Here is a 16,896-nt window from a genome sequence, read left to right as displayed (position 1 = left end):
CCGTCCTACTCGTCCGGCTCCCATGCGTCGAGCTGGTCGAAGAGGACTCGGTCGCCGTCGATCTTCAGGGAGTCCACCGGGATACGGCCGTACAGAGTGAGGACCAGTTCGCCGGCCGTGCCCCGGGCGGAGGCGACGGCTATGTGCGAGCCCACGTCAGGAAGGGCGCCGGTCGTGGGGAGGCGCATGGTCGCCGCGCCGTCGGCGGAGAGCGACAGGCGCCAGGAGCGGCCCTCGGTGGCGTGGAAGTCTACGGCGGCGGGCTGGTGGGGCCAGGCACTCGTCGTGGCGCAGCAGGTGGTGAGGAACTCGTCGACACCGTCGAGTGCCGCCTCCACCGGCAGCGGCTGCGGGGCGCCCAGGGTGACTTGAGCGTCGTAGGTGTGCACCGTGGCCTCCTGGACCTGGTGCCTGGCGACGGCGCCGGAGGTCTGCGGCGACTCCGACACGCCCCACCACGTCCAGCAACCGCGATCCGGTCCGGCCTCGCGCAGCGCGCTCAGCAGCAGCTCCGTCGACTCGGCCGACCACGCCAGCAGGGCCTCACGTTCCCGGGGCGCGGTCAGGGTTCCCTCCGCGGCGGGCTTGCCCGAGGGACCGTCGGCGGGTCCCGCGGCGACGTTCGCGGCCCAGCTGCGGTGCACTCCGCCCAGATGCTCCACCAGGTCGAACAGCGTCCATTCGGGGCAGGTCGGCACCTGCACGTCGAGACTGGGCGCGGAGGCGACGGCCTCTCGGAAGGCCACAGCCCGTTCGTCGATCAGCCGCAGCAGTACCGGGAACTCCAAAGTCTTTTCCACGCCCGGAGTTCTATCACCGCGCCCCACCGACCGGCACACCATTTTCCCAGCTCGCACGGCTGATCCGGCGTGCCATGAAGATGTCGATCGGGTCCTCGGACTCGACCGTGAAGCCGTGGCGTTCGTACAGGCGCCGGGCAGGGCTGCCTTGCAGCACGTTCAGTCGTATCCGGGCACCGGCGAGGTCATCCCGCTCCAGCAGACGGCGCAGCACAGCCGAACCGATACCACTGCCCTGAAGATGCGGGGCCAGGTAGAAGTGCTCCAGCCAGTGCGCGTCGTCGGCCGGGCGCAGCGCCACGCAGCCTGCGAATGCCCCGCCGATTTCGATCACCCAGGTGTGGACGGGGTCGAACCCGTCCCGCAGCCGCTGCCGGACCCGAACGTCGTCGTACCGCCCCAGCCGTTCGAGATCGGCGCGCAACACCACCGCGCGCAGTTCGGCCACATCCTCGACGTCCGCCGTCGACGCCTGCCGGAGATCCCAGTCCGCCATGATCGCCACGCTACCTCTGTGCTTTGTCATATGCGTATCTAGAACTTTGCGGTGCGCAGGTTCACGGTGGTTGGTCCCCCTGTCCGATCCGACGAATGCACTGGGAAGGACCCAGCCGTGAGACGAAGGCGCTTTGTGGCCGGGGCGATCGGCACGCTGTCGGCGGGCGCGCTCGGACCGGATCCGGCTCGGGCCGTCACACCGTTACCCCGCGCCCAGGACTGGCAGGCCGTACCCGCACCCGGCAGCACTCCCCCGGCCCAGTTGCGCCGTATCGCCGCTGCCGGGCCTCAACTGGCGTGGGCTGTCGGCGAGGAGCAGTTGGGCGGGGCCGGTGGGGCGCTGGGGCTGGCCATGGTGTGGGACGGCAGTGGCTGGTCGAAGGTTGACGTATCGCCCCTGGAGCTCACGCGGTTGAGTGATGTCGCCGGTGTCGGTGCCACTGCCGCGTGGAGCGTGGGCCAGCGTGCCGGGGGCGGGAGCGCGTTGCTGCGGTGGAACGGCACGGCCTGGAGCGAGGTCGCGTTCCCGGGCCAGGGGGAACCGGACCTGCGGCTGAGCGCGGTGGCAGTGGGCCGTGACCGGCGGGTCTGGGTCTGCGGCAGCCGGGGTGGCGCGCTTCGGCTGCTGTACGGGGACGGGAAGGGCTGGCGGTGGCTGGATCCGCTGCCGGTGGCGAGTTCGAATCTCTACCGGGTCGTATGGCGTGCGCCCGGTGAGGTCTGGGTGAGCGGGGATCAGGCGAGCGGGGGCGGCTGGTCCGGGCTGGTGGCCCGCTGGAACGGGGCGTGGACGGTGCTGCCGCCGATCGCGGGTCTGCGTCTGGGGATCGCCGATGTCCACGCGGCCGGTTCGTGCGATGTCTGGGCGGTGGGTACCGAGGCGGGAGTCGGTGGACCGCCGGGGCGTCCCGGCAACCCCGCGCTCGCGCATTGGGACGGCACGGCCTGGACACGGGTCGAGGCAGGATTCACGGTCGGTGCGCTCAGTGGCATCGCGGGCGACGCGCGGGGCCGCGCGGCCTGGATCTGCGGCTGGAACTACCGGGACCAGAGCCGCAGTACGTATCTACGGCGCGACGGCGGCACCTGGGTCATCGTCCGTGGCCCGAGCGGCACGGCGCCGGCGCCGTATCTCAACGACATCACGCCCGTACCGGGCACCGCGGGCTTCTGGTCCTCGGGCATGACGCGTCCGGTCCCGGCTCCGCCCACGGAGGCCTACACGGAGCGTCTCGGCGCCTGACGCAACCCGCCACCGGTGAGCCACAACCATTGGTTGTGCCCGCTTAAGGTGCACCCGTGGACACCGAGGCACTGCGATCGTTTGTCCGGGCGGCCGAGCTCGGACGCTTCCAGCTTGTGGCTGCCGAGTCGGGCGTGACACAGCAGGCGGTGTCCAAGCGGATCGCCGCGCTGGAACGCGAACTGGCGGTACGGCTGTTCAGCCGTACCGCCCGAGGCGTGGAACTGACGCTCGACGGGCAGGCCTTTCTTCCTCATGCGCGGAGCCTCGTCGCGGGGGTCGAGCGCGCGATCGCGGCGGTGCGGCCGGGGTCCCGGGCGCTTCGGATCGACGTTCTCGGTCGGCGGAGTGCGCAGGCCGTGGTGCTGCACGACTACTGGCGGTCGCATCCCGGAACGGACCTCGACGTGGTGACCCTCCGGGTCGACGACCCGCGGGTGGCCGTCGCCGCCGTCGCGTCGGGCGAGGTCGACGCCTCGTTCCGTACCGTGCCGGACCCGGCCGCGATGCCGCCCGACGTACGGATGATCCACGCGTTCGACTCCCCGCTGGAACTGCTCGTCGGCCCAAGACATCCACTCGCCTCCGCGCGAGAACTGACCCCGCCGCACCTGCGCAAGCACCGCATCTGGGTGCCGGGCATCGCGCCGATGAGCGAATGGGCGGAGTTCTACGACCAACTCGCCACGGACTTCGATCTGCGCATCGACGCGGCGGGACCGCACTTCGGTGACGAAGTCCTCCTGGACACCCTCGCGGCCTCGGCGGACGTGGCCACCCTCGTCGGTGCCCGTGACCGGTACATCTGGCCGGCGCACTACGACCTGCGCCGCATCCCCGTCGCCAACCCGACCCTCGCCTACCCGCTCTCGCTCATCCTCCCCAGGACGAACCCCCACCCGGGACTGCGCGGGATCATCAGCCACCTCGACAACCTGCCCAAACTCCCCGAGCCGGTATGGCGACCGTCCTGGTGACGCACTCTCAGCCCATTACCGGCATTACCGGTCCCGACAGTAGGAGCCGCGGCTTGTCCAGCGACCGTCTCATGCGCATCCACAGTGCCGAGTTCAAGGCCATGGCCGAAAGGGTCCTACGGGTCACCGAACTCACCTCACGCCTGAACGTCCTGCCCTTCGACGACGAGGCGGGAAAGGCGGAACTGTTCGAGCAGATCCTCGGCAAGCCGCTGCCCCCGAAAGTGACGATCTATCCCCCCTTCTTCACCGACCACGGCCTCCGTCTCGACCTCGCCGAGCGCGTGTTCATCAACCAGAACTGCACGTTCCTGGACTACGCCGGCATCCGGATCGGCGCACGCGTCATGATCGGTCCGAAGGTCACTTTCATCACCAGCGGCCACCCGGTCGATCCCGGGGAACGGCGGCTGTACCTCACCGGCGCGCCCATCGACGTGGCGGAGAACGTGTGGATCGGGGCCGGTGCCACGATCCTGCCCGGCGTCAGCATCGGCCGGGACGCCGTCATCGCCGCGGGCGCGGTCGTCGCCGACGACGTCCCACCGGCGAGCCTGGTGACCGGAACCAAAGCCACGGTGCGCCGAAGCTGGTGACGAACGGCTAGCATGCCGAACATGCGTTGATCTTCACGGCGGCGGCACCGCGGCCGCGGAGTGTGTTCAGTCCGTTCAACTCACTGTTCAACTCACTGGAGATCACGGCATGTTCGCGAATCTGACGTATGCGAGGTTGCTCGAACGCGCAGCCGCCGACCCAGCCGTCGTAGGCCTCGTCCTGAAGGGCTCCCATGCCCACGACGGCATGGCCACCGAGCATTCGGACCACGATGTGTACGTCGTAGTCGCCAAAGGTGCGGAGAGCCACCTTTCGAGCCTCAACGGTCACCGCTCCGCGGAACTCGACGTCATCGTCACAACGCTCGACCAGTTCCGTGCGCTCGATGGGTTTGAGCGCTACGCGCTGTCCCGCGCCCAAGTGGTGATCGACCGGCTCGACGGCGAGATCGCCGACATCATCGCCGCCAAGGGCCGACGCACCCACGACGAGGCCACCACAGCGGCGGCCGCCTGGCTGGACGCCTACGCCAACTCCCTCTACCGCTCCATCAAAAACGCCCGCGACGGCAACCTCCTCGCCGCCCACCTCGACGCATCCGACAGCATGGGCTTCCTGCTGGAGCTGCTGTTCGCCCTGGATCGTCGCCCGCGCCCCTACAACAAGTACCTGGAGTGGGAACTGAGGAGGTTCCCCCTGCCGGAATGGGAAACGGATCCATTGCTGGACAAGATCGCACGCATTGCGTCGACAGGCGAGGTACCCCTCCAGCAAACCCTCTTCGCCCAAGTCGAAACCACGGCACGCAAATCCGGCCACGGCCCCACGCTCGATGCCTGGGGCGAGGATCTGCTGCTGATGCGCGGCGAGTGACCCCGACCATGGCCTTGACCCAGCAACTCGCGCGCCCGACGCGCGCCAGATCCCCCTGCTCCGGCGCGCCATCAACGGCGACTCCCACACCGCTGTCTCCTTCCTCGATCACCCCGAGGTGTACGACGCCTACGACGACCCTCCATCCCTTCTGCTTGCGTTGCTCCCCGTTGGCCCGGCTGCTGTCAGCGGCAGGAACTACTGTCGCTGGCATGGTTGAACACGATGTGCTCAGTGCCACCCGCGAGGCCTACGACGGCATTGCCCCCACCTATGCGGAGCAGTTCCGGGACTCGCTTCTTGACAGGCCCCTGGAGCGGGCGATGTTGGGGGTGTTCGCCGAGGTTGTGGGTGGGGGTGGTCAGGTGGGGGATCTGGGGTGTGGGCCTGGGTATGTGACGGCGTATCTGGGCGAGTTGGGGTTGTCCGCGTTTGGTGTCGATACGTCTCCCGTGATGATCGAGTTGGCTCGGCAGGCCTATCCGGGGCTGCGGTTCGACGTGGGGTCGATGGGCGCGTTGGACATCGCTGATGGCGCACTGGGCGGTGTGCTGTCGCGTTGGTCGATCATTCATACTCCGCCGCAGGAAGTCCCTGTCATCTTCGCGGAGTTCCACCGCGTGCTGGCTCCCGGCGGGCATCTCCTGATCGGCTTCTCGGCGAGTGAGAGTGCGTCTCACCCGGCCCAGGTCTTCGATCATGCGGTCGCCCCGGCCTACCGGTGGTGGCCCGATCACCTCGCCGCGTTGCTGCGTGAGACGGGATTGGCCGAGGTGGGGCGGATCGTTCGCGAGCCCCAGCCCGCCGACCGACGGCAGTTCCGGGAGAATCTGCTGCTCGCCCGGAAGGAGTAGGCAGCAGGCCTCTGGGTCAGTCGTGCAAGGTGAGGAGCAGCTCGTCGATCTCCTCGCCTCGCGCGTTCGCGAAGTCCCGTTCCTGGCCGGTGACCACGAAGCCGCACTTCCTCAGGACCTGGAGGGAGCCGAGGTTGTCCGCGGCCGCGCGGGCGTGCAGGGGGCGTTCCGGCGCGAGACGGAGGAGTTCCTTCAGCGCGGCCGTGGCTGCTCCTCGGCCCCAGTACGGGCGCCCGATCCAGTACGTGACCTCACGTTCCTCGGGTGGGCCGTACACGGAAGCATGCCCGACGATCTCGTCGTCGCCGACGACGATGGTGCGCGCGATGATCGCCGGATTCTGGCGGATCCGTGCCCAGTGCGCCTCGAAATAGGCCTGGTCGGACGGGTCCTTGGCGGTGAACGCCGCCATCCGGAGCCCTTCGGGATCGTTGGTGTGAGCGAAGAAGACGGGCAGATCGGTGTCGCGTACTTCCCTCAGTACTACGTCCATCGGGGCCTCCCGGCTGACCATGCGGTTACCGGGAGAGGCTACGCGGCGAAGCCGATGGTGGTGACGTATTCGTACTGGCCCCACTCCGAGCCGAGGTCCACCGTCGCATCGCTGACCCAGGCCTCGTCCAGGGCCTCGTCGTCGGCGGCGGCCCAGGCCTCGACGATACGGTCCCAGTGGCGGACGTTGAGCGTGCGGAAGGAGACCACGCGCTGGCGTGGCCGGTCGACCTGGGACTGGTTGAAGGGGTGGAACTCGACGCGGGTGCCGCGGCCCTGACGGTTCAGGCGGGCCAGCAGATAGCGGGCGACATTGTGGCGGCGGACCGTGCGGTACGCGGTCTCGACGTTGTGGAGGTTCTTCCTCGACGGACTGCGCCGTCCCTCCAGCCACGCCTGAAGGGTGCGGTCGGTGACGGTGAGCCCGGCATCGCGGGCCGCCTTGCGGGCGTGGGGCGTGCGGGTCAGGTAGTGCAGTCGGGCGAGCAGACCGCGCCGCGTCGTGAGCGGAGTGGTGATGAAACCGGCGAGTGCGTCGAGCTGGCGGGCCGCGGCTTCGTATCCCTTGATACCACTGGCGCCGTATTTGCCGAACTCGATATTCCTCTCCGGCACTCTCGTCTCCTCGCTCCACGAACCAACCGGCGGGGTTCTCGCGCGTATCGCTATTCCAACGCACCCACATGCTAACGGATTTCACACCGCTCAATAGGCTGCCCGCATTTGGCGCAGCCCGGTTCAGTCGGTGGTCCGCGTCCCTACGGTGTACACGTCCTTGACCTTCACCTGAGTGACCCCGCGCCCCTCGTCGAACACCGCACGCCAGTCGCCGATGACATGCAGTTCGTCGGTACCCATCGCACGGACGACCATCAGGCCCTGGTCGTAGGCGCGGTGCGCCTTCCACCACAGGTTCGCGAAGGCCTGGGAGCGGATGAGGTGCATCCAGTCGGTTCGGTACAGCTCGCGGTTGAAGTTCGATTCCCCCAGCGTGGAGACGAACTTCGAGTACATCGCCTTCACGTATTCCAGCGTCACCTCATCGCCCTCCGTGATCGCCCGGTCGCGGGCGTCCTTCAGGGTGACTCGGAACTTCTCCAGCAGCCCCTCGGTGGCCCCGGAGGTCCAGGACTCGTGAATCTCCGGCGGGTCGCACAGTCCGTACGTCGGACTCGCGCAGCGCAGCAGCAGGCGCAGGGTCGGCTCGGTCACCCACAGCGGGCCCGGCTCGTCCCGGCTGCCGACCGGGTTCGGCAGGTAGGCGTCGTGGTCCCAGTCGGGCGGGGTGATCAGGTGGACGCCGGCGCGGCGGCGGTCGTGGTGGTTGCCCGTGGAGTGCTCCAGCTGGCCGAGCGGCAGGTGCGTCTTGAGCGCGGACAGATAGGCGCCGTTGAGGTCGAGGGCGGTCACCTCGTGTTCGCCCGGCGGCAGTTCGGGCCGGGCCCACTTGGGGCGCGCCTCCCAGACCTGGTCGGCGCCCCGGGCGGTCTGCTTGCGAAGGATCTCCGGCAGCCAGGGGTGCGCGACCACGTCGTAGCGCCCGCCCTTGCGACTGTGGTCCAGCAGCGCCATCGCGTCCGGGATCGCCCGCCGCACGAGTGCCTTTGTCGCCGCCTCCACATCGCCGGAGTGTTCGGCGAGCGTGCTCGCGACAGCGGACCCGATCAGGTCCGGAGCGTCGGCGGTCTTCAGGCGGCGGCCGACGGGGACAACCTTTACCCCCCGCGCGGGGAGGGCATCCTGCTCGTCGGCGCGTTCGGGGTGACGGGGCTCGGGGGCCGACGGACGCGCGGGCTCGGCGGTGCCGCATTCTGCGCGGTCCAGGTGCTGCGGAAAACCGGCCACCTGATGACGCGCAGGCCGGCCGCACAGTACACACGGCTCCGGCGTGGCGAGGGTCTCGCCGTCGTCTTCCGGGCCGGCCTCCTGGACCTCGACCGGAGTATCCCCGGCCGTCTCCTCCGCTGCCGCTGCTGCTGCCGCTGCCGCCGCCGCCAGCTTGTCCCGGGCGCCGCTGAGGAAGTAGGCGTACTTCTCGCGCACTTCACCGCCGGGCTCGCGCCCCGACTCCCATCCCGCGACAGTCGACGGGCTGACGTCCAGGACCTGCGCGAGTTGGGTGCGGGAGACGCTCAGTCCTTCGCGCAGTGCGCGCCGCTCCTCGGCCGGGGGCAGCGGGGCTTCCTTCTTGGCCTCGGCCAACAGAGCGTCGATCGCGTCGAAGTCCGTCACCGGGTTCCCCCGTCCTGTACGGCCGCGGGACGTGCCGTGCCGGTCTGACGTGCTGTTGCTCGGCGGCGGTTCGCGGGCAGGGCTTCCGAGGCTCGGGTCGGGCCTGCCATGAGGTCGAGGACGTCGATGCCGTAATGCGCCGCGACCACGTCGCAGTCCACCAGGCTCCAGGCGGCGGTGCCGGACTGACGGCGGCTCACCTGGGCCTGGCTCACGCCGAGAGCGGCCGCGAGTTCCGTTTGCGACTCGCCCGTCGCGTGCAACAGGGCGGCCACTGCGGACCGCACCCGATCATCCAGACTCATACCCACGACGGCGACTCTACCCCGTAAACCTCATGTGTCATGCGAATGACGCATGACACTCGAAGATCCACCATCGCCGATCGAGTTGTGGTAACGTTTTGGTGTTGCAGTTGTGGTACCCATGAACCTATGTGCGCCTGACGGGAATGTTTATCCATCGGGCGCATTATTTGTTTTTCCGGCATCTCCGGATGGGGCCTCTGCCTACAGAAGGAGAAGGTCATGGCACAGGGAACCGTGAAGTGGTTCAACGCCGAAAAGGGTTTCGGCTTCATCGAGCAGGACGGCGGCGGCCCCGACGTCTTCGCGCACTACTCGAACATCGCGACGCAGGGCTTCCGTGAGCTCCACGAGGGCCAGCGGGTTTCCTTCGACGTCACGCAGGGCCAGAAGGGCCCGCAGGCGGAGAACATCGTCCCCGCCTGATCGCCCGGACGCGTATCCGCTCTGCCGGGGTCCGCACCGTCTTGGTGCGGACCCCGGTTTGTGCTGTTTCCAGGAAGGCAATAGCTGCATGCCCCGCAGGTCCCAGAAGCCGAACCGGCGCGCCTCGTCCCCCACACCGTCCCCGGCGGCCCCCAGGGAATTCCGGCTGCCGGAGAGCACCACGCCCCCGCTTCCCGCCGTCGAGGACTTCGCCGGCATGGACATGCCCGCGGGACTGCTGAAGACGCTCACCGCGCAGGGCGTCACCACTCCCTTCCCCATCCAGGCCGCCACCCTGCCGAACTCGCTCGCCGGTCGTGACCTGCTGGGACGGGGCCGTACCGGCTCCGGCAAGACCCTCGCGTTCGGGCTCGCGCTGCTGGCCCGTACGGCCGGGATGCGCGCGGAGCCCAAGGCGCCGCTCGCCCTCGTGCTGGTGCCCACCCGTGAACTCGCGCAGCAGGTGACGGACGCGCTGACCCCTTACGCGACCGCGGTCAATCTCCGGATGGCCACCGTGGTCGGCGGGCTGTCCATCACCAAGCAGGCCGGTACCCTCCGGCGCGGCGCCGAGGTGCTCGTAGCGACCCCCGGCAGGCTCAATGACCTGGTCGAACGCGGTGACTGCGGGCTCGGCGACGTCCGGATCACGGTGCTGGACGAAGCCGACCAGATGACCGACATGGGCTTCCTGCCGCAGATCACCAAGCTGATCCAGCAGGTGCGGCCCGACGGCCAGCGCATGCTCTTCTCGGCCACCCTGGACCGCAATATCGACCGTCTGGTGCAGCGATTCCTGACCGACCCCGTGGTGCACTCGGTGGATCCGTCCGCGGGGGCGGTGACCACCATGGAGCACCACGTGCTGCACGTCCTGGACGAGACCGACAAGAAGGCCGTCACCACGCGCATCGCGGCGCGGGACGGCCGGGTCATCCTCTTCCTGGACACCAAGCGGTCCGCCGACCGGCTCGCCAAACGCCTCCTGGCGGTCGGTGTCCGCGCCGCGGCACTGCACGGCGGCCGCTCCCAGCCGCAGCGGAACCGCACGCTCGAACAGTTCAAGAACGGTCAGGTCACCGCGCTGGTCGCGACGAACGTCGCGGCCCGGGGCATACATGTCGACGACCTCGACCTCGTGGTGAACGTGGATCCCCCCACGGATCACAAGGACTACCTCCACCGGGGTGGCCGTACCGCCCGCGCCGGCGGCTCCGGCAGCGTGGTCACGCTGGTCCTGCCCGACCAGAAGCGGGATGTCACCCAGCTCATGTCGAACGCGGGCATCCGCCCCCGGACCGCCCGCATCACGTCGAGCGACATGGAACTGTCGACCATCACCGGCGCCCGTGAGCCGTCCGGCGTGCCCGTCACGATCGAGGTCCCCCAGCCGGCGGCGCCGGTGTCCCGGGCGGGCCGCAAGACCGGAACCGAGCCCGGCAAGTCGTCCCGCCGGCGCAGCGGAAGCCGGGCCGGAGCGGCGGCAGGTGCCGCTCGCGGAACGGGGAACCGGGGCTCGGAGCGCAGGGCCGCGGGCGAGGCGACGGTCAGCAGTGCGGCTACGGCGAACGGCCGGCACGGTTCAGCGCGGCGGGCGGGAGCGGACGGCTCCACCGGTGGTGCGGGCGCCGCGACCGGTCGCGGTTCCGACCGCCGGTCGGGGTCCCGTACAGCTGCCGACGGCGCCGGCAAGTCCGTCCGTGGATCGGGCCGACGGGCGCCGTCCGGCGGAGCGACCGGCAGCGCAGGCCGCGGTTCCGACCGCCGCACTGCGCGCCGCAACTCGGCGACGTAATCCCTGTCCCAGAGCCTCACGGGCCCGGCGTCGGAGTATCCCGATGCCGGGCCCGTGGTTCGTGGTGCTTGGGTCGTCGTCTTGGTTCGTGGTTCTGGGTTGAACCGGCTTACGACCCACTCATTGACAGGCCGTCATCTCGGCGCAACGCTGAGAGCGCTCTCAGAAGCAGGTACGGACCAACCCCACTCCCACCCCCACGGAGGTCCGAGCATGCTCCACAGAATCAAGCACCCCTTAGTCGCCGTGGCCGCGGCGGTCGCGTTGCTGGGCACGCTGCTTGTGTGGGCGGCGCCGTCGCAGGCACGTGCCGCGGTCCCGGCCACGATTCCGCTGACGATCAAAAACAGCAGTGGTCGCGGCGAGCCGGTGTACGTCTACAACATCGGGACCTCGCTCACGACCGGCCAACAGGGCTGGGCGGATGCGAACGGCACCTTCCACGCCTGGCCCGCCGGAGGCAACCCGCCCACCCCCGCGCCGGACGCGTCCATCGCCGGGCCGGCCGCCGGGCAGTCGCTGACGATCCGGATGCCGAAGTTCTCGGGCCGGATCTACTTCTCCTACGGACGCAAGCTCGACTTCCGCCTGACCACCGGCGGTCTGGTCCAGCCGGCCGTGCAGAATCCGAGCGACCCCAACCGGAACATTCTCTTCAACTGGTCCGAGTACACGCTCAACGACGGCGGGCTGTGGCTGAACAGCACCCAGGTGGACATGTTCTCCGCGCCCTACGCGGTCGGCGTCCGGCGCGGTGACGGCACCACGATCAGCACCGGCCGCCTCAAGTCCGGCGGATACAACGCCGTCTTCGCCGCGCTGCGCGCCCAGCCGGGCGGGTGGGCCAACCTGATCCAGACCCGGACCGACGGCAGCGTGCTGCGGGTCCTGTCCCCAGGCCACGGGCTGGAGACCGGCGGGCTCCCGGCTTCCGTGATGAACGACTACGTCAACCGCGTCTGGCAGCGGTACACCACTTCGACGCTGACGGTCACGCCGTTCGCCAACCAGCCCAACACGAAGTACTACGGCCGAGTCTCCGGCAACGTCATGAACTTCACCAACGGATCCGGCGCGGTCGTCACCAGCTTCCAGAAGCCCGACGCGGACAGCATCTTCCGCTGCCACAAGCTGCTGGACGCGCCCAACGACGCCGTACGCGGGCCGATTTCACGCACCCTGTGCGCGGGCTTCAACCGCTCCACCTTGCTGACGAACCCCAACCAGCCGGACACCTCGTCGGCGAACTTCTACCGGGACGCGGTGACCAATCACTACGCGCGGGTCATCCACGCCCAGATGACCGACGGCAAGGCATACGCATTCGCCTTCGACGACGTCGGCAACCACGAGTCCCTCGTCCACGACGGCAACCCTCAACAGGCGTATGTCACGCTGGACCCGCTGAGCTGAGTCCGGTGCCCGCACCCGGTGGGTCTCCGGGTGCGGGCACCATCACTTGTGCATACCTGGGTCGGGGGACCATGGTCACGGACTGGCGGGCGGACCGGATCGGAGCCGCGCTGCGGGGCGAGAACCCCACGGTGCTGCGGCGGCTCGAGTCAGGGTTCGCGGTGATCGGCGACGTACAGTTCCTGCCTGGATACTCGGTTCTTCTCGTGGATGAGCCCGGCGTTCAACGGCTGTCCGAACTGCCCAGAGCCAAGCGGCTGGCGTTCTTGTCCGACATGGACCGGCTCGGCGAAGCGGTGGAGGCAGCCTGCCGGCGCCTGAACCCCGGCTTCCGCCGGGTCAACCTGGAGATCCTGGGCAACACTGACCCCTTCCTGCACGCGCACATCTGGCCTCGATTCGACTGGGAGCCGGCCGAGTCGGTCGGCAAGCCGGTGTGGCTGTACCCGCCTGACCGGTGGCATGACGAGCGATTCCGGCTCGGTCCGCAGCATGATGCGCTGCGGGACGCGATCGCCGGTGAGTTGGACCGGCTGCGCGCTACGGACTAGCGGCGGCCCGTGCGTCAGTGCGGTCGTCATCCCGGAACCGGGCGCGCGGCTGATGCGTGTTCGGAGGCGGTGGGCTTCGGAGCGGCTGGTGGGTCGGGTCGCGAGTCGGTGTGGAGGGGCTAGGGATGAAACCGCGGTGGGGGTTCGGTGTGGTCGTGGTCGCCGGAGTGGCGGCCATGGTGTTGACGGGGTGCAGCCAGCCGACGGATTACAGCGAGATAGTCACGTTCACGGACAAGCACGGCCGGGTCTGCACGGCCGCGGTGGTCGTCGACCAGGAGCAGAGCGAGGGCGACGACTACGAGATCTCCAGCATTGACTGTGAATACCCTCCGGAGGGCCGGACGCCGGGGCCGAACGGGTACACGTCCCTGCCGGAGCGGGATGGGTGACGGCCCGGCACTGACGCTCCCCCTCGGCGGCCCCTGCTCGCCCTTCTCTGCGTCATCCTCATGACGCCGCTGCGGACGCGGCGTTCGGAAGCGTCGGATTGACTCCCCTCCGGCGCGGTGGTGCCCTCGGAAGCAGGGGAGTTGTTGTCCGGCGGGGAAGTCCGACAACGCATCGGGGGCCAAGTCATGAGCGTTCTTCCCGTACCGCAAGAGGACGCGAGGGGCGGCGAGCAGGCCGCCGTGTATCGTCCCGTCGGCCCCACCCCCTGGGCCGTTCTGATGTGCAAGTTCTCCGATGTCGCGGACCAGCCGCAGGAGGCGCCGTTCTTCGAGGATCTCTTCACGATGGCCGGAGCCGGGAAGGGCGGCATGGCCGACTACTGGCGGGCCATGTCCGGCGGGGCCATCTCGCTGGCCGGGTCGGCGGTGTTCGGCTGGTTCACACTCGAACTGTCGCTGGCCACCGCCAAGACCTGGACCTGGCCCGGAGCCCGGACCGATCTCGTGTACGCGTGCATCGAAGCGGCGGACACAGCGGTCGACTTCAGCGCGTTCCAGGGCATCATCGCGCTCGTCAACGCACCCATCGACTCGGGCTCCTCGATGCGCCGGGTCGTCAAAGTCGGTGACGGAGAGCAGGAGTTCGGACTCGTCAACCTCGATCCGGGAGCCTGGACCAACACCTTCGCCGCGCACGAGATGGGCCACGGCTACGGCCTGCCGCACTCCTTCAGCGACGAACCCACCTTCAGGGAGTACGGCGACGGGTGGGACATCATGAGCGCGGAGACCTTCGGCGGAAAGTCGCCCACCTACACCCATCCTCGGTTCGCCAAGAGCGGGCCTGCCCTGTGCGGCGTCTACCAGGACCGGCTCGGCTGGTTCCGCAGCAATGAAAGGCTCGACCTCTCGTCGCTCGGTCGCGGCGGCACCATCACCCTCAGCGCGCTCGACAAGCCGCCGCCCGGCATCCGGCTCATCCGGATTTGGCTGGGCTCCTCCACCCAGTACTACGCGGTGGAACTGCGCATGCCCCAGGACACCGGCTGGGACAGCGGCATCGACCGGCCCGGGGTGCTGGTGCGGCACGTACGCAACGGCGTGCCGCACTTACGGCAGTCCATGAGCCGCGTCCAGGACATGCAGCCCGGCGACTACTTCGCCGACGCGCACGAGAACCTCGTGATCAGCGTGCTCGGCTTCGACCTGGAGGAGCGGACCGCCACCGTGCACATCGGCCCCCGCCCGCCGGTCGGTCTGCTCACCGGTGCCAGGCTGTCGCCGCTGCCGAACGCGGACGGCTGGCACAACTCCGATGTCGAGGTCCGCTTGGCCAGTACGGCCTCCCCGGGCGGCGGAGTACCCCGGATCACCTTCAGCGCCACCGGCGCCAACCCCATCTCCCCGACCACCGTCACCGGACCCACCGCGTCCGTCACCGTGACCGAGCAGGGCAGCACCACGCTCTGCTACGCCGCCGAGGACGACACCGGCGCGGGCGAGCTGCCGAGGACGCTTCGGATCAACATCGACAAGATCCGTCCGACGACCACCCGCAAGGTCAGCCACCCCGTCCCGGGGCATGTGACCATCGAGTTGAACGGCGCCGACCCCGGGTCGCTGTCCGGCTTCCGGAGTCTGACGTACGAGGCCATGGGTGCCCAGCCGCTGCCGCGCACGACCACTACGCAGCCCCAGGTCCGGTTCAGCGTCACCGCGCCCGGTCTCACCACGGTCGTCTACTGGTCGACCGACCGGGCCGACAACACTGAGGTCCCGCACGCACTCGACCTGCGTCCCGTGCCGCGGCTGACGCCGGAGAGCCTCACCTTCGTCGCCATTCCCGGCACCGTCAGCGCACCGCAGACCCTGACCCTGCGCAACCTGGGCGAGACCACGCTCGTCATCAACGGGATCGACACGACCGACTCCGCCTTCGCCCTCACCCGCGGCAGCCGGCCGCCCTGCGGGAACACGCTTGCCCCCGGCTCCACTTGCGCCATCGACGTGGTGTTCGCGCCGACCGCCGACGGCGTCCATCAGGCCGCCCTGCTGCTGTCGACGGACCTTCCCGACCGGACGATCGAGATCCCGCTCACGGGCACCGGTGTCCGGCCCCGGCTCGAGTTCAGCCCGACCGCCGCGGACGGGCTCGCCTTCCCGGTCACCTGGATCGGGCACCGGTCGCCGCCTCGTACGGTGATCGTGCGCAATGCGGGGCCGACCGTACCCCTCACCCTCGCCGACGCCGTCGCGGGCGACGACTTCCAGGTCGTACGCACCGGCTGCGCGCCCTATCCACGCCTCCTCGCGCCTGGCCAGAGCTGCGAGGTGGACGTCGTGTTCCGGCCCCGTATGCCCGGACTCCGTACGGGAGTTCTTGTGGTGGAGTCCGACGCCGAGGGCGGTCGGCAGCGGTTGGCGCTCACCGGCGAGGGAGTGGCCGAGCCCGAACTCACGGCCGTCCCGGGGTCCTTCTCGTTCGGTCCGCAGCCTGTCGGGACGTCCGGGTCGCCGCAGTGGATCGAGCTGACCAACTCCGGTCGCGCCGATCTACTCCTGTCCGGCGCCTCGTTCACCGGCGCCCACGCCGGCGACTTCACGTTCGCCGACAAGGACGGGCGGCCGGGCATCCGGGCGGAGTTGAAGCCCGAGCAGTCGACGCGCGTGCAAGTGGGCTTCCGGCCTGGGGACTTGGGGCAACGGAGCGCCGAGCTCCTGCTGGTCACGAATGTGACGGGCCCGGCCCGGGGCATCCCGGTGAGCGGTGTCGGGGCCGCCGCCCCGGCCGTCCTAATCGACCCGACGAGCGTCGACTTCGGCTCGCAGGCCGTCGGGACGGCCTCCGCGGCGGTGACCGTCGCCCTCCGCAACAACAGTCCCGCCCCGGTCGAGATACGGACCATCGAAGTGACCGGCCACGACGACGATTTCGACGTGACTCCCCCACCCGGAGAACCCGTACCGTCGGGCGGAAGCCTCCGCGTCGCCGTGACCTTCACCCCGGTCGCCGTCGGCAGCCGGTCCGCCGTGCTCGCGATGACCGACGCCCACGGCCAACGGTACGAAGTCCCGCTGTCCGGCAGCGGTTCCGGAGCGCTGGTGACCTTCGAGCCCGCCGCGCTGGTCTTCGAGGCGCTGCCGATCGGCGGCACGGACCGGCGCGACATCACGGTTCGCAATACCGGCAATGCCGTCCTCGTCGTCAACTCCCTGCACACCACGGGTGACTTCGTGAACGGTCCCGGTTGTGTCGGGGGTGTCCGGCCTGGCCGTGAGTGCATGGTCAGGGTTCTCTTCCGGCCCACCGGCGGAGGGCCGCGGAACGGGGAGCTCATCGTCACGAGCAACGCGGTGGGTGGGCCGTATCGGATGCCGCTGTCCGGGACGGGGCTGGTTCCTGGCATGGGGATCACGCCCGACACGTCTCCGGGGTGAGTTTGAATCTTGGACAGGGCATGGCCCCTGGCCTGGGGTTATCGTGAAG

17 protein-coding genes are annotated in these 16,896 nt (G+C 69.4%); 11 read left to right on the top strand and 6 right to left on the bottom strand.

Annotated elements, in window-relative coordinates; genetic code table 11:
• Window positions 1–5: 5 nt before the first annotated feature.
• A complete protein-coding gene (locus BN159_RS41505; protein WP_041820513.1) occupies window positions 6–800 on the bottom strand; it encodes a maleylpyruvate isomerase family mycothiol-dependent enzyme in 795 nt (264 codons plus the stop codon).
• Window positions 801–813: 13 nt separating this feature from the next.
• Window positions 814–1,296, bottom strand: a complete 483-nt coding sequence (locus BN159_RS41500; protein ID WP_015663076.1) for a GNAT family N-acetyltransferase — start codon at window positions 1,294–1,296, stop codon at window positions 814–816.
• A gap of 117 nt (window positions 1,297–1,413) precedes the next feature.
• Here BN159_RS41500 and BN159_RS41495 point away from each other — a divergent pair, with 117 nt between their 5' ends.
• The 5 genes from BN159_RS41495 (at window position 1,414) to BN159_RS41475 (ending at window position 5,803) form a co-directional block, all read left to right on the top strand.
• Window positions 1,414–2,541, top strand: coding sequence for a ligand-binding sensor domain-containing protein (locus BN159_RS41495; RefSeq protein ID WP_015663075.1), 1,128 nt, complete (start codon window positions 1,414–1,416; stop codon window positions 2,539–2,541).
• Window positions 2,542–2,597: 56 nt separating this feature from the next.
• Window positions 2,598–3,518, top strand: a complete 921-nt coding sequence (locus BN159_RS41490; RefSeq protein WP_015663074.1) for a LysR family transcriptional regulator — start codon at window positions 2,598–2,600, stop codon at window positions 3,516–3,518.
• A gap of 53 nt (window positions 3,519–3,571) precedes the next feature.
• On the top strand, window positions 3,572–4,114 hold the full coding sequence (locus BN159_RS41485; RefSeq protein ID WP_041820512.1) for a DapH/DapD/GlmU-related protein: 543 nt from the start codon (window positions 3,572–3,574) through the stop codon (window positions 4,112–4,114).
• A 109-nt stretch (window positions 4,115–4,223) separates the two neighbouring features.
• Window positions 4,224–4,949 carry a hypothetical protein gene (locus BN159_RS41480; RefSeq protein WP_015663072.1) on the top strand — a complete coding sequence of 242 codons (726 nt, stop codon included), beginning with the start codon at window positions 4,224–4,226 and terminating at the stop codon, window positions 4,947–4,949.
• Between the two features lie 212 nt (window positions 4,950–5,161).
• Window positions 5,162–5,803, top strand: a complete 642-nt coding sequence (locus BN159_RS41475) for a class I SAM-dependent methyltransferase (protein ID WP_015663071.1) — start codon at window positions 5,162–5,164, stop codon at window positions 5,801–5,803.
• A 16-nt stretch (window positions 5,804–5,819) separates the two neighbouring features.
• On the opposite strand, the gene BN159_RS41470 is transcribed toward BN159_RS41475, so the two are convergent.
• The 4 genes from BN159_RS41470 to BN159_RS41455 all read right to left on the bottom strand — a co-directional run bounded on the left by BN159_RS41470 (window position 5,820) and on the right by BN159_RS41455 (window position 8,832).
• On the bottom strand, window positions 5,820–6,296 hold the full coding sequence (locus BN159_RS41470; RefSeq protein ID WP_015663070.1) for a GNAT family N-acetyltransferase: 477 nt from the start codon (window positions 6,294–6,296) through the stop codon (window positions 5,820–5,822).
• Between the two features lie 38 nt (window positions 6,297–6,334).
• Window positions 6,335–6,910, bottom strand: a complete 576-nt coding sequence (locus BN159_RS41465; protein ID WP_015663069.1) for a hypothetical protein — start codon at window positions 6,908–6,910, stop codon at window positions 6,335–6,337.
• Between the two features lie 123 nt (window positions 6,911–7,033).
• Window positions 7,034–8,527 carry a helix-turn-helix domain-containing protein gene (locus BN159_RS41460; RefSeq protein WP_015663068.1) on the bottom strand — a complete coding sequence of 498 codons (1,494 nt, stop codon included), beginning with the start codon at window positions 8,525–8,527 and terminating at the stop codon, window positions 7,034–7,036.
• Entirely contained in the window at window positions 8,524–8,832 is a 309-nt protein-coding gene (locus BN159_RS41455; protein ID WP_015663067.1) for a helix-turn-helix domain-containing protein, read from the bottom strand. Before BN159_RS41455 ends, BN159_RS41460 begins: the two co-directional genes overlap by 4 nt.
• A gap of 222 nt (window positions 8,833–9,054) precedes the next feature.
• On the opposite strand from BN159_RS41455, the gene BN159_RS41450 reads away from it, so the two are divergent.
• From BN159_RS41450 to BN159_RS41425, 6 genes are all read left to right on the top strand, one after another.
• Entirely contained in the window at window positions 9,055–9,258 is a 204-nt protein-coding gene (locus BN159_RS41450; protein ID WP_015663066.1) for a cold-shock protein, read from the top strand.
• 88 nt (window positions 9,259–9,346) lie between these two features.
• Complete coding sequence (locus BN159_RS41445) at window positions 9,347–11,053, top strand: DEAD/DEAH box helicase (protein WP_015663065.1); 1,707 nt, start codon at window positions 9,347–9,349, stop codon at window positions 11,051–11,053.
• A gap of 213 nt (window positions 11,054–11,266) precedes the next feature.
• Window positions 11,267–12,466: a glycoside hydrolase family 64 protein gene (locus BN159_RS41440; protein ID WP_015663064.1), complete on the top strand. Its 1,200-nt coding sequence runs from the start codon at window positions 11,267–11,269 to the stop codon at window positions 12,464–12,466.
• 71 nt (window positions 12,467–12,537) lie between these two features.
• The gene (locus BN159_RS41435; RefSeq protein WP_015663063.1) at window positions 12,538–13,017 is read left to right on the top strand and encodes an HIT family protein; all 480 of its coding nucleotides are present in this window, start codon (window positions 12,538–12,540) and stop codon (window positions 13,015–13,017) included.
• Between the two features lie 125 nt (window positions 13,018–13,142).
• On the top strand, window positions 13,143–13,409 hold the full coding sequence (locus BN159_RS41430) for a hypothetical protein (protein ID WP_015663062.1): 267 nt from the start codon (window positions 13,143–13,145) through the stop codon (window positions 13,407–13,409).
• A gap of 186 nt (window positions 13,410–13,595) precedes the next feature.
• Window positions 13,596–16,847: a choice-of-anchor D domain-containing protein gene (locus BN159_RS41425; protein ID WP_015663061.1), complete on the top strand. Its 3,252-nt coding sequence runs from the start codon at window positions 13,596–13,598 to the stop codon at window positions 16,845–16,847.
• Window positions 16,848–16,896 lie beyond the last annotated feature (49 nt).

The sequence above is a fragment of the Streptomyces davaonensis JCM 4913 genome (assembly GCF_000349325.1).
GTDB lineage: Bacteria > Actinomycetota > Actinomycetes > Streptomycetales > Streptomycetaceae > Streptomyces > Streptomyces davaonensis.
This window is presented reverse-complemented; position numbering and strand designations above follow the sequence as displayed.